This is a genomic window from Pseudomonas sp. GW822-FHT02E03, from assembly GCF_058802325.1.
Map to the genome: position 1 here is coordinate 39,596 of NZ_JBXAOA010000005.1, position 13,276 is coordinate 52,871.

At 60.5% G+C, this 13,276-nt stretch carries 12 protein-coding genes; 9 read left to right on the top strand and 3 right to left on the bottom strand.

Translation table 11 applies throughout. From position 1 onward, the window contains the following. The first annotated feature begins 217 nt into the window (after positions 1-217). Positions 218-766: an RNA polymerase factor sigma-70 gene (locus AC1RQB_RS05470; RefSeq protein ID WP_007894994.1), complete on the top strand. Its 549-nt coding sequence runs from the start codon at positions 218-220 to the stop codon at positions 764-766. Positions 767-898: 132 nt separating this feature from the next. On the opposite strand, the gene AC1RQB_RS05475 is transcribed toward AC1RQB_RS05470, so the two are convergent. The 3 genes from AC1RQB_RS05475 to AC1RQB_RS05485 form a co-directional block, all read right to left on the bottom strand. Beyond that, on the bottom strand, positions 899-1,912 hold the full coding sequence (locus AC1RQB_RS05475) for a GNAT family N-acetyltransferase (RefSeq protein ID WP_063341063.1): 1,014 nt from the start codon (positions 1,910-1,912) through the stop codon (positions 899-901). A gap of 112 nt (positions 1,913-2,024) precedes the next feature. Beyond that, on the bottom strand, positions 2,025-2,819 hold the full coding sequence (locus tag AC1RQB_RS05480) for a substrate-binding periplasmic protein (RefSeq protein WP_063341064.1): 795 nt from the start codon (positions 2,817-2,819) through the stop codon (positions 2,025-2,027). A gap of 93 nt (positions 2,820-2,912) precedes the next feature. Next, positions 2,913-3,539 carry a TetR/AcrR family transcriptional regulator gene (locus tag AC1RQB_RS05485; RefSeq protein WP_008015249.1) on the bottom strand — a complete coding sequence of 209 codons (627 nt, stop codon included), beginning with the start codon at positions 3,537-3,539 and terminating at the stop codon, positions 2,913-2,915. 178 nt (positions 3,540-3,717) lie between these two features. Here AC1RQB_RS05485 and AC1RQB_RS05490 point away from each other — a divergent pair, with 178 nt between their 5' ends. From AC1RQB_RS05490 to ppnP, 8 genes are all read left to right on the top strand, one after another. Further along, positions 3,718-5,520 carry an acyclic terpene utilization AtuA family protein gene (locus tag AC1RQB_RS05490; protein WP_063341065.1) on the top strand — a complete coding sequence of 601 codons (1,803 nt, stop codon included), beginning with the start codon at positions 3,718-3,720 and terminating at the stop codon, positions 5,518-5,520. A 12-nt stretch (positions 5,521-5,532) separates the two neighbouring features. Beyond that, entirely contained in the window at positions 5,533-6,447 is a 915-nt protein-coding gene (locus tag AC1RQB_RS05495) for an SDR family oxidoreductase (protein WP_063341066.1), read from the top strand. A gap of 2 nt (positions 6,448-6,449) precedes the next feature. Continuing rightward, positions 6,450-8,066 carry a geranyl-CoA carboxylase subunit beta gene (gene atuC, locus AC1RQB_RS05500; RefSeq protein WP_063341067.1) on the top strand — a complete coding sequence of 539 codons (1,617 nt, stop codon included), beginning with the start codon at positions 6,450-6,452 and terminating at the stop codon, positions 8,064-8,066. Positions 8,067-8,200: 134 nt separating this feature from the next. Beyond that, a complete protein-coding gene (atuD, locus tag AC1RQB_RS05505) occupies positions 8,201-9,358 on the top strand; it encodes a citronellyl-CoA dehydrogenase (RefSeq protein WP_063341068.1) in 1,158 nt (385 codons plus the stop codon). Continuing rightward, positions 9,355-10,152 carry an enoyl-CoA hydratase/isomerase family protein gene (locus AC1RQB_RS05510; RefSeq protein WP_063341069.1) on the top strand — a complete coding sequence of 266 codons (798 nt, stop codon included), beginning with the start codon at positions 9,355-9,357 and terminating at the stop codon, positions 10,150-10,152. Before atuD ends, AC1RQB_RS05510 begins: the two co-directional genes overlap by 4 nt. A gap of 116 nt (positions 10,153-10,268) precedes the next feature. Continuing rightward, entirely contained in the window at positions 10,269-12,230 is a 1,962-nt protein-coding gene (locus tag AC1RQB_RS05515) for an acetyl/propionyl/methylcrotonyl-CoA carboxylase subunit alpha (protein WP_063341070.1), read from the top strand. Positions 12,231-12,301: 71 nt separating this feature from the next. Then, complete coding sequence (locus tag AC1RQB_RS05520) at positions 12,302-12,850, top strand: 3'-5' exonuclease (protein WP_063341071.1); 549 nt, start codon at positions 12,302-12,304, stop codon at positions 12,848-12,850. Between the two features lie 74 nt (positions 12,851-12,924). After that, the gene (gene ppnP / locus AC1RQB_RS05525) at positions 12,925-13,209 is read left to right on the top strand and encodes a pyrimidine/purine nucleoside phosphorylase (RefSeq protein WP_008009347.1); all 285 of its coding nucleotides are present in this window, start codon (positions 12,925-12,927) and stop codon (positions 13,207-13,209) included. The last annotated feature ends 67 nt before the right edge of the window (positions 13,210-13,276 follow it).

Below are 13,276 nucleotides of genomic sequence, written 5' to 3' on the forward strand. Positions count from 1 at the left end.
TCTTGAAATAATTAGTCGCCAGGCTTGAGCGCCGGCAGGCTTGCAGCCAGGTAGGTGAGTCAGCGTGTCGCCGTTCTCACTCTGCTCTTATGTGGAGCATTAATTCTCTTTCTCAATTGACAATCATTATCATTCAGCCTAATTTGTCGCTCGATGTGTAGGACGACTCCGACCCACTTGTCGTCCCACGACCCTATTTGCAGCAAGGTGATTTCCAATGACGGAACAAGTATCCACAAGCAGGTGCGATTCACCGCTACTTCAGGCCTTCGTCGACAACCGACTGATTCTGGTCAAAATTGCCGCCCGCATCACCGGTTGCCGATCACGCGCCGAAGACGTGGTGCAGGATGCGTTCTTCCGGCTGCAATCGGCGCCGCAGATCACGTCGTCAATCAAGGCGCAGCTCAGCTATCTGTTCCAGATCGTGCGTAACCTGGCGATCGACCATTACCGCAAGCAGGCGCTGGAGCAGAAGTATTCGGGCCCGGAAGAGGAAGGTCTGAACGTGGTGATTCAGGGCGCTTCGCCGGAAACCTCGCACATGAATTTCTCGACCCTGGAAAACATTGCCGATGCGCTGACGGAGCTGCCCAGCCGCACCCGTTACGCCTTCGAGATGTACCGCCTGCACGGCGTACCGCAAAAAGACATCGCCAAGGAACTCGGCGTCTCGCCAACCCTGGTGAACTTCATGATTCGTGACGCGCTGGTGCATTGCCGCAAAGTGTCGGGCAATCGTGCGGATACCTTTGCGCGCCGTTAAAAGCTTCGCGGGCAAGCCTCGCTCCTACAGGATTGTGTCGATTACATTATTTGTGAACGACACAACACTGTAGGAGCGAGGCTTGCCCGCGAAGACTGACTCAAGACCGCAACAGGCCTTGAGCGTTACGCATCAAGCCAACGAACACCGATCAAAAAACCGCTCACGCCCCAACACCATCAGCGCCGCGCGCTTGTGCGGGAAGTCGAACTCTTTTTCGCAGTGGAAACACTGATTGTGCATATGCCCGATCATCTTCGCGTTGTCGGCGCGAGGCTCGGCGACCACCCGTTGCGTGCGTGGATCATCGAGAAACAGGTAATGCACCAGCGCTGATAGCCAGCTCGCCACCTTGTGCGGCCCGCGGTGATGTTCTTCGCCCACCAGCATGTGAATGCCACGGTCGTAATCGCCGGCATCGTAGAACGGCGCAATGCGATCTTCCTTGGCCCAATAGGCTTCGAAATAGGCAAACGGCTGATCATCGAAGCAGCCGATCAGCGTCAAGGTATGCGGGTCGGCTTCGAGCTTGCTCAGGTATTCACGATGCTTCTCGAGACTGCCCTCCTCCTGCCAGAAACTCGCCACCCGCGGGCTGTTCTGCCAGCGGTTGAAACGCGCCAGGTCATGCTCGATTTCTACCGTGCGCAGGGAAACCCACGCACCGAGCCGCGCATCGAAGCGTCGATACACCTCACCACGGGGTTTCAACGCACGCAATGGATGGCGCTTGCCGCCACTGATGACCATTTGCTGCGGATAGCTGCCAGTGCGCGACTCGCCCAGCCAAGGCTGAGGCAATTGCCAGAACAGCGTGCGTTCGCAGTGATACTGGCCGGTGACTTCGGTCGCGATCAGCAGTCCGCTGAGCAAGGCTTCGGTGGGCACATCATCGAGTTGCCAGGTCAGACGCTGACACGCCGCGTCACGGGCAAACAGCCAATAGCAAGCCGCCCAGAATGCCTGACCGTCAGGACGGCCGAAGCGCTCCTCCAGCCGCAGATGCAACTCCGGCTCATGGGTCAGCCGCAGCTCGATCAACGGTTGCCCTTGCAGGCTGAGGCTCAGGCGGCTGGCGGTTTCATCGGCTACAAGACAGTTGCCTGACGGCAAGGCCAGGGTGGTCAGGTCATTCAGATTGGACATGGGTGGGGCTCACGGTAATCGTCGACAGTTCAACGATGTGACGTGAGCCGGGGCTGGAAATTTAAGCGCAGTCGCCAAATGCGCGTCTCATGGCACTAATCAGGGGCACGACTCAGGGTTTACGCACCGGTACCAAGGCAATTTTGTAGGGATCGAAAATCTTCAGCATCTGGCCATTGTTTCGCAGGCCTTGCAGCAACTTGCCAAATGCTTCACCGGTAATCGGCGCCTGCGGGCGAATCAGCGCGTAATGGTGATAGACCTGATCGATGCGCTGCGACACCAGCAATTGCTCGCCGACTTTCTGGTTACGCAGCAGGTAATCGCTCAGGTAGGAACGTGTCACCAAGGCAATGTCCGCTCGTCCACGCAGCACCATCAGCAGGTTGCTGTCGTGGGAATAAGTCAGCGTGGCCTTATAGGTTTCGGCCAGATACTTGGGATCGGCATTGAAACTGGCAAACTCGTAGTGATAGCCGCTGTACAGCGCCAGACGCTTGCCAGTCAGGTCCTTGAAGTAATTCTCATCGCGACCGGGTTGCTTCTGCGCGACAAAGATTTCTGCATCTTCCAGGCCCATGTCGACAAGGGTATGCGCAATGTCCTTCCAGCCCCAGTCCGGGTTCTCGAAAATCGCCATATCGACCCGGCCTTCCTTGAAGTCATTGAAACGCCGGGGAATGGAGGTGGGCACCAGCACAAACCGATAGTCGGTTTGCAACTGATTCAGCGCTTCCACCAGTTGCGGCAACAGACCGGTGTCGGCACCGGACTCCGGGCGCACGGTATAGGGTGGAAAATGCGCGGCACCGACCCGCACCTGTTGCGCAGCCTGAGACGGCAACACGCAGCACACTGCAAGCGCCGCCAGCAAAAGCCGAGACGCTGTCCGAATTGGCGAAGACATCAAAACAGCCTACTCCCCGAAAAAAATATCCATCAATGCATTCAAGCTAGGCGGTTTCGCCAACTTAGCCAGTTTCTTGTCGAGATAGACGGCTCACTGCCGTTCCTCAAGCACCAGAATCAACGCCTCATCGGCCAATTGATCAAGGCTCATGCTGCCATCGGCACGAAACCAGGTGGTGGTCCAGGACAACGCGCCCGTCAGGAAACGGCGAGTGATGAACACGTCGCCACGGATAAAACCGGCGTCCTTGGCTTCGCCCAGCACCTGCAACCAGATGTCCTCATAAATATCACGCAGCGCCAGAACCTGCGCCTGGCCTTCTGCTGACAGCGAACGCCACTCATACACCAGCACCGCCATGGCCTCGCCGCTGCCGCCCATGATCGACTGCAATTCACAACGAATCAGCGCCAGCACCCGCTCGCGCACACTGCCGGCCTCGGCCAGGGCTGCGCGCATCAATGCGGTATTGTAGCGAATGGTTTCCTCCATCACTGCCCGCAGGATCTCATCCTTGCTTTTGAAGTGATGAAAAATACTGCCTGATTGAATACCCACCGCACTGGCCAGATCACGCACGGTGGTGCGTTCATAACCTTTGTTGCGAAACAGGTGAGCGGCCACTTGCAGCAGTTTGCCGCGGGCGCTGTCCGGGTCGGTCAATTGGCCGCTGTCGACCAATTCGCGCATCACCCTCAGGGCTTTTTGCTCGTCCACCCGTTCTCTCCTACAGTCGATCAATCAATTGCGCCGCTGGCCGCTAAAACAGCGGGGTTGCGCGGGCAATTTAAGCTGGCGGGGGCGACCAAGCAAGCGCTTGGGCAGAAGATATTTCAGCCGTTTACAAACCAAGCGCTTGCTTGGTAGTCTCGAAGCACTTCTGTCGGAGGTGGTTATGGAATTGACTGCGCCTAAAACAATCCGCATCGGTTGCGCCAGCGCATTCTGGGGCGACACCTCGACCGCCGCCGCGCAACTGGTGGAAGGCGGGCGGCTGGACTACCTGGTGTTCGATTATCTGGCCGAGATCACGATGTCGATCATGGCCGGGGCGAGGATGAAAGATCCGGGGGCCGGCTACGCCAGCGACTTCATCGAAGTCCTCAGTCCCCTCCTCAACCAGCTTGCGGAACAACAAATTCGCGTCATCAGCAATGCCGGCGGCGTCAATCCACAAGCTTGCGCCGCTGCCCTGCAAGCGGCTTGCGACAAGGCCGGGGTGACGCTGAAGATTGCCGTGCTGTCGGGTGACGATCTGCAACCGCAGTTCAAACACCTGAGCAGCCTTGGCCTGCATGAGATGTTCAGTGGTACGCCCCTGCCGCCGATGTGCGTATCGACCAACGCCTACCTCGGCGCGCCGGGCATCGTCGAAGCCCTGCGCCTGGGCGCCGACATTGTGATTACCGGGCGCGTGGTCGACAGCGCCGTGGTCAGCGCCGCGCTGGTGCATAAGTTCGGCTGGTCGTGGCACGACTACGACAAACTCGCCCAGGCTGCATTGGCCGGGCACCTCATTGAATGTGGCGCCCAGTGCACCGGCGGCAATTTCACCGATTGGCGCGACGTGCCCGACTACGAACACATCGGTTTTCCGATCGTTGAAGTCGGCGTCGACGGCCAGTTTATCGTCAGCAAACCCGATGGTTCCGGCGGTCTGGTCACGCCGCTGACGGTGGGCGAGCAGATGCTCTATGAAATCGGCGACCCGCAGGCCTATTTGCTGCCCGACGTGGTGTGCGATTTCAGTCAGGTCAAACTCGTGCAACAAGGCAAAAACGCGGTACAGGTGCATGGCGCAAAAGGCTTGCCGCCGACCGATCACTATAAAGTCAGCGCCACGTATCCGGACGGTTTCCGCTGCACCGCCAGTTGCCTGATCGCCGGGATCGATGCCGTGGCCAAGGCCCGACGGGTCAGCCAGGCGATCATCAACAAGACCTCGGAAATGTTCAGCCAGCGCGGCTGGGCGCCCTACAGCGAAGTGAATATCGAACTGCTGGGCAGCGAAGCGACTTATGGCCCGCACGGCCAGCGCCAGGACAGCCGCGAAGTGGTGATCAAACTCGCCGTGCGCCACCCAAGCAAACAGGCCTTGATTCTGTTTTCCCGGGAAATCGCCCAAGCTGCCACCGGCATGGCGCCGGGGTTGACCGGGATCGTCGGCGGGCGGCCGACGGTGTACCCGCTGATCCGGCTGTTTTCATTCCTGATCGATAAAACGGCCTGCACCCTGCAAATCGACCTCGCCGGTGAGCGTCACCCGTGCGCCCTGCCCGCCCTCGATGTACTCGACCCGGCTGACTTGCCGCTACCGTTCGATCCGCCCCAACCCACAGAACGCGCCGACGCCAGCGTAGCCCTGATCAAACTCGCCGTGGCGCGCTCAGGCGACAAGGGCAATCACAGCAACATCGGCGTCATGGCCCGCCATCCCGACTACCTGCCATGGATCGCCGAAGCGCTGACACCTGAGGTGATGGTCGACTGGATGAGCCATGTCCTCGACCCGATCCACGGGCGTGTCGAACGCTGGTATTTACCCGGCACTCAGAGCTTTAATTTTCTTCTGGAGAACGCACTCGGCGGCGGTGGCGTGGCCAGCCTGCGGATCGATCCGCAAGGCAAGGCGTTCGCCCAACAACTGCTGGAGATCCAGATTCCGGTGCCGCAGCACATCGCCGATCAGGTCAACTAGAGGACCTTCGCCATGGCTTATGACTCGATTTACAAACCCGACCTGTTCGCCGGCCAGAACATCATCGTCACCGGTGGCGGCAGCGGCATTGGCCGTTGCACCGCCCACGAGCTCGCAGCCCTCGGCGCGCAGGTGCTGCTGGTGGGGCGTAATGCCGAGAAACTGAAAAAGGTCGCCGCTGAAATCACTGAAGACGGAGGGAAAGCCAGTTGGCAGGTCTGCGATATCCGCGATGAAGACGCCGTCACGCAATTGGTCAGCGAATTGATCCGCAAACACGGGCCGATTCATGGGCTGGTCAACAATGCCGGCGGGCAGTACCCCTCGCCCCTGGCGTCGATCAATCAGAAAGGGTTCGAAACCATACTGCGCACCAACCTGGTGGGTGGTTTTCTGATGGCCCGTGAGGTGTTCAATCAGTCCATGAGCAAGCACGGCGGCGCCATCGTCAACATGCTCGCCGACATGTGGGGCGGCATGCCCGGCATGGGTCACTCGGGCGCGGCGCGCTCGGGCATGGACAACTTCACCAAGACCGCCGCGTTTGAATGGGGCTATGCCGGCGTGCGGGTCAACGCCGTCGCGCCAGGCTGGGTCGCTTCCAGCGGCATGGACACCTACGAAGGTGCGTTCCGGGCCGTAATCCCGACCCTGTGCGAACACGTACCGCTCAAGCGCATCGGCACCGAATCGGAAATCAGCGCGGCGATTGTTTTCCTGCTCAGCCCGGCAGCCGCTTTTGTCAGCGGCAGCACGTTGCGCATCGACGGCGCCGCCAGCCTCGGCGGGCGGGCCTGGCCAATGCACAAGGCGCAGAACAGTCATTCGTACAACGGCTTTCACCGCGCCTATTTACCCGAAGTACTCAGACCCGACGCGTCCAAACCTGACACCTCCAAACCAGACGAACTCAAGGACAAGGAATAACCATGCCGGTCATCCAGTCCCAGGTAGACCCGTTCAGCGAATCGTTCGCCCGTAACCGTGCGGCCATGCTGGCCGGCATCGAGCAGGTCCGCCAGCTCGAACAGAACCTGCGGAGCAAAGCCGCCGAAGCCAAGCCCAGGTTCGACAAGCGCGGGCAACTGCTGCCCCGGGAGCGACTTAACCTGCTGCTTGACCCCGGCGCGCCGTTCCTCGAACTGGCGAGCCTGGCCGGCTACAAGCTGCACGACGACAAGGACGGCAGTTCGGCCGGCGGCGGCTTGATCGCCGGTATCGGTTACGTGTCCGGCGCGCGGGTATTGGTGGTGGCGAACAACAGCGCGATCAAGGGTGGAACCATTTCCCCCAGTGGTTTGAAAAAGTCCCTGCGCCTGCAACAGATCGCCATGGAAAACAGACTGCCGGTGATCACCCTCGCGGAGAGCGGGGGCGCCAACCTCAATTACGCGGCGGAGATTTTCGTCGAAGGCGCGCGCAGCTTTGCCAATCAGGCGCGGATGTCGGCCATGGGCTTGCCGCAAATCACCGTGGTCCATGGCTCGGCCACGGCGGGCGGTGCTTATCAGCCGGGGTTGTCGGATTACGTGGTGGTGGTGCGCGGCAAGGCCAAGCTGTTTCTTGCCGGGCCGCCGCTGCTCAAGGCCGCTACCGGTGAAGTCGCTACCGACGAAGAACTGGGCGGCGCCCAGATGCACGCGCAAACCGCCGGCACCGCCGAATACCTGGCCGAGAACGATGCTGATGGCGTGCGCCAGGTGCGCGAGATCATGAGCCTGTTGCCGTGGAACGATCAGTTGCCATGGTTACCCGAACGTCGGTGGGAAGAACCGCTCTACCCCATCGACGAACTGCTGGGACTGATCCCGGATGACCCGAAAAAGCCCTACGACGTGCGCGAAATCATCGCCCGGATTGCCGACGCTTCGAACTTCCTCGAATTCAAGGGCGAGTTCGACCAGCAAACAATCTGCGGGCATTTGCAGCTTCAGGGTCGAGCCTGCGGCTTCATCGGCAACAACGGGCCGATTACGCCCAAAGGTGCGAGCAAGGCCGCGCAGTTCATTCAGCTCTGCGACCAGAGCCAGACGCCCCTGCTGTTTTTCCACAACACCACCGGTTTCATGGTCGGCACCGAGTCGGAACAACAAGGCGTGATCAAGCACGGCGCGAAAATGATTCAAGCGGTGGCCAATGCCCGAGTGCCTAAATTGACGATCGTCGTCGGCGGTTCCTACGGCGCTGGCAACTACGCAATGTGCGGCCGCGGCCTCGACCCGCGCTTCATCTTCGCCTGGCCCAACAGCCGCACCGCGGTGATGGGCGGCGCCCAGGCCGGCAAAGTGCTGCGGATCGTCACCGAAGCCAAACAGCTCAAGGACGGGTTGGTGCCCGACCCGAAAATGCTCGACATGCTGGAACAAGTCACCGCGCAGAAGCTCGACAGCCAATCCACCGCGTTGTATGGCAGCGCCAATCTGTGGGACGACGGGCTGATCGATCCGCGGGACACCCGCACGTTGCTCGGGTATTTGCTGGACATCTGCCATGAGGCCGAGGTTCGTTCGCTGCAACCCAACAGTTTTGGTGTCGCGAGGTTTTGATTGATCGTTCCTACGCTCTGCGTGGGAATGCAGCCCGGGACGCTCCGCGTTCCAATGGCGGACGCAGAGCGTCCATAGAGGCGTTCCTTTGCTACGCATGGGAACGATCGGGTTCGTCAGGAGAACAATAAAAAATGATCTTCACCCAGGAACACGAAGCACTGCGCCGCACCGTCCGTCAATTCGTCGATCACGAGATCAATCCTCATGTCGAGGAATGGGAAAAGGCTGGGCGCTTTCCGATCCATGAGATCTTCCGCAAGGCGGGCGACCTCGGTCTGCTGGGGATTTCCAAACCGGAAAAATTCGGCGGCATGGGGCTCGACTACAGCTATTCGATTGTGGCCGCCGAAGAGTTCGGCACCATTCATTGCGGCGGTATTCCGATGTCCATCGGCGTGCAGACCGACATGTGCACCCCGGCCCTGGCGCGTTTCGGCTCCGATGAACTGCGCGAAGAATTCCTCCGCCCCGCGATCACCGGCGAGCAGGTTGGCTGCATTGGCGTCTCCGAAGTCGGTGCCGGCTCCGACGTAGCAGGTTTGAAAACCACCGCCCGCAAGGACGGCGACGACTACGTGATCAACGGCAGCAAGATGTGGATCACCAACTCGCCGAGCGCCGATTTCATTTGCCTGCTGGCCAACACCTCAGAAGACAAACCGCACATCAACAAGTCGCTGATCATGGTGCCGATGAACAGCCCTGGCATAAGCCTCAGCTCGCATCTGGACAAGCTCGGCATGCGCAGCTCGGAAACCGCCCAGGTGTTTTTCGACAACGTGCGTGTGCCACAACGCAACCGCATCGGCCATGAAGGCGCGGGGTTCATGATGCAGATGCTGCAGTTCCAGGAAGAACGATTGTTCGGCGCCGCGAACATGATCAAAGGCCTGGAGTACTGCGTCGACAGCACCATCGAGTACTGCAAGGAGCGCAAAACCTTCGGCAATGCGCTGATTGACAATCAGGTCATTCATTTCCGCCTGGCCGAGCTGCAAACCGAAATCGAATGCCTGCGGGCGCTGGTCTACCAGGCCACCGAGCAATACATCAAAGGCCAGGACGTCACCCGTCTGGCGTCCATGGCCAAACTCAAGGCCGGGCGCCTCGGTCGGGAGGTCAGCGACAGTTGCCTGCAATATTGGGGCGGCATGGGCTTCATGTGGGACAACCCGGTGGCGCGGGCTTACCGCGACGTGAGGCTGGTGTCGATCGGCGGCGGTGCCGACGAAATCATGCTGGGGATCATCTGCAAACTCATGGGCATCCTGCCGGGGAAAAAAAAATGAACACCCTCCCCATTTGTCAGACCCTGTTGCTCGAACGGCATAACGGCGTGTTGCACATCACCCTCAATCGCCCCGACAGTCGCAACGCCATGAGCTTGCAAATGGTCGCCGAGCTGCGTGCGGTGCTGGTGGCGGTGCGCGATGACCGGCAGGTTCGCGCGTTGGTGATCGGCGGTGCCGGCGGGCATTTTTGTGCCGGTGCCGACATCAAGGACATGGCCAATGCCCGCGCGCAAGGCGCGACCGCCTACCGCGAATTGAACCGTGCGTTCGGCACCTTGCTGGAAGAAGCTCAGCATGCGCCGCAAGTGGTCATCACGGTGCTGCAAGGCGCGGTGCTTGGCGGCGGCTTCGGTCTGGCCTGCGTCAGTGACATAGCCATGGCCGATCATCAGGCGCAATTCGGCCTGCCGGAAACCAGCCTCGGCCTGTTGCCGGCGCAGATCGCACCGTTCGTGGTGCAGCGCATCGGCCTGACCCAGGCCCGCCGACTGGCCCTGACCGCCGCACGGTTCGATGGCACCCAGGCCCGGCGGATGGGATTGGTGCATTTTGTCGAGCATGACCCGCAAGCCTTGGCCGAGCGCCTCGATGAAGTGCTGGCTCATGTGTTGTGTTGTGCTCCGGGGGCTAATGCGGCGACCAAAAAACTCTTGCTGGCGAGTGCGGGGCAACTCTCGGATGGCCTGCTGGATCAGGCGGCCGAGTGGTTCAGCGAAGCAGTGACCGGGGATGAAGGGATCGAGGGGACGATGGCCTTTGTGCAAAAGCGAAAACCGGGTTGGGCGATTTAAAAGCATCGCGAGCAGACTCGCTCCCACAGAGATCTGTGTCGTTCACAAAATCCTGTGGGAGCGGGCTTGCCCGCGATGGGGCCATCACATTCACCGTAATACAAAGGGAATAACCCATGCCCGCCTTCAGCAAAATCCTGATCGCCAACCGCGGTGAAATCGCCTGCCGCATCCAGCGCACCGCGCAAGCGCTGGGCTACCGCACCGTCGCAGTATTCAGCGACGCCGACGCCGATGCCTTGCATGTGCAGATGGCCGACGAAGCCGTGAACATCGGCCCGGCCCCGGTGCAGCAGTCTTACCTGAACATCCAGGCAATCATCGACGCCGCCCGGCGCACCGGTGCCGATGCGATCCACCCCGGTTACGGCTTTCTCTCGGAAAACGCAGAATTCGCCCGCGCCTGCCAACAGGCCGGCATCATCTTCATCGGCCCGAGCCCCGAGGCCATCGAACTGATGGGCAGCAAACGTCTGTCGAAACTCGCCATGATCAAAGCGGGCGTGCCCTGCATCAAAGGCTATCAGGGCAGCGAACAGGACGACGCGACTCTGAGTCGCGAAGCCGAACGCATCGGCTACCCGCTGATGATCAAGGCCAGTGCCGGTGGCGGCGGTCGTGGCATGCGCCTGGTGCACAGCGCTGGAGAGTTGCTGGAGCAACTCCGTACCGCACGCTCCGAAGCGCAGCATGGGTTTGGCAGCGACGAACTGATCCTCGAGCAAGCCTTGATCGACCCGCGTCACGTCGAAGTTCAGGTGTTTGGCGATCAGCACGGCAACCTGATCTACCTCGGTGAGCGCGATTGTTCGATCCAGCGCCGGCATCAGAAAATCATCGAAGAAGCGCCCTGCCCGGTGATGACTGCCGACTTGCGCCAGGCCATGGGCGAAGCGGCGCTCAAGGCGGGGCGCGCGGTGAATTATGTCGGCGCCGGCACTGTGGAGTTCCTGCTGGATGCTCGCGGGCAGTTTTACTTTCTGGAGATGAACACCCGGCTGCAAGTGGAACACCCGGTGACAGAGCTGATCACCGGCCTCGATCTGGTGGCCTGGCAGTTTCACGTGGCCGAAGGACTGCCACTGCCGTTGCAACAGGAGCAGGTTCAGCTCAACGGCCATGCCATGGAAGTGCGTCTGTATGCCGAAGACCCAGCCCAAGGATTTCTGCCGCAAACCGGGCGAATCGCAGCCTGGGAACCTGCGTTGCCGGGCGGTGTGCGGATCGACCATGGCTTGATCGAGGGCCAGTCTGTCAGTCCGTTTTATGACCCGATGCTGGGCAAGCTCATCGCCCACGGCGCCACCCGCGAAGAAGCCCGGCGCAAGTTGCTGCGGGCGGTACAGGACAGCGTGCTGCTGGGCGTGCAAAGCAATCAGCGCTTGCTCGCCTGCCTGCTGGAACATCCGCAGTTCATCAGCGGCAAGTTCAGCACCGGGTTCATCCCCACGCACTTCGCCGATCATCCCTGCCTGCATCCCCATGTGCCGAGCGCCGAAGAACTGGCCATCGCTGCGGCGCTGTTTTATCAGGCTTCAGCGCAGGCTCACCGCACCCCGCTGGCCGGTTGGCGCAACAACGCCAGCGTGCCCTTGCACTACCGAATAGGCCTGGAGGATCAGGATTGGCCGGTGGAATTGAACGCTGAACCTGGCAAACCCTACCGTGCTCAGATCGGCGCTCGTACCCTCGAACTGAAGGTCATCCAGTGCGACGGACGTTGGGCCACGCTGGAAATCGACGGCATCCGCCAACGCCATGCCTATCGCCTCAAGGCCGGGCAACTCTGGTTGTTCACGCGCCCCGGCAGCCTGCGACTGGTCGATCGGACCCAGGCGCTGGTCAGCGGCCAGGCCAGTGTCAGTTCCGGCACGCTCAAGGCGCCGATGGACGGGGCGATCGTCGACGTACTGGTCAGTGAGGGCAGCCCGGTCAGCAAAGGTCAGCTATTGGTGGTGCTCGAAGCAATGAAAATGGAGCATCCGCTCAAATCGGGGATTGACGGAGTGCTTAAACGCTTGCAGGTCAGGGTCGGCGATCAGGTCAAAAATCGTCAGATTTTGTTAGAGGTCGAATAAGCCGCTAGGCGGATCCGCCGGGTTTGGCTACGCTCAAGCCCTATCAGGACGCGGATACCAGGAACCCTGCGATGCCTCACTGGTTGGTCATTGATCTGGAAGCCACCACCGATGAGGGTGGCTGGCCAGTAACGGAAATGGAAATCATCGAAATCGGTGCCACCCTCGTGGACCGCAAGGGCCAGGAACTGGATCACTTCCAGTGCTTCGTGCGCCCATTGCGCCGGCCCTTGCTGACGCCGTTTTGCCGGGAACTGACCCACATCACCCAGGCCAATATCGATGCCTCACAACCGCTCACCGACGTCTGGCCGTTGTTCGAACGCTGGCTCGGTCAACATCACGCGAGCCTGGAAGGCTGGGCCAGTTGGGGCGATTACGACCGCAAACAGCTGCTTCAAGACTGGCAGCGCCTGCAACTCGACAGCGCCCTGAGCCGGGTGCCGCACATGAACCTCAAGCAACGCTTCGCCAAGGCTCGTCGACTGGAGCGCCCACTGGGGCTCAATGGAGCCTTGCAGTTGGCGGGCCTGCAGTTCACGGGTCAGCAGCATCGGGCGCTGGAAGACGCGCGCAATACTGCGCGTTTGTTACCGCTGGTTTTCCCCGCGAATCCTTGAGTGCAGGAGGTGACGCCTATCGACACCTTGTGCATACTGGCCGGCCCTTTTTAGCCCTTTTCGAGGAACCGCCCATGTTTAAAGTCAACGAGTACTTCGACGGCACCGTCAAGTCGATCGCCTTTGGCACCGCTGAAGGTCCAGCGACCATCGGCGTCATGGCACCGGGCGAATACGAATTCGGCACCAGCCAGCGTGAAATCATGCACGTGGTGTCCGGCGCCCTGACCGTCAAACTGCCTGACAGCGATGCTTGGGAAACCTTCGCCGCCGGCAGCCAGTTCAACGTGCCCGCCAACAGCAAGTTCCAGCTGAAAGTGGCCGTCGACACCGCTTACCTGTGCGAATACCGCGGTTAACCCCCCGGGTTTTCACAGAGACAAAAAAAAATGCCCGTGTCCTTGGACGCGGGCATTTTTTATTTTG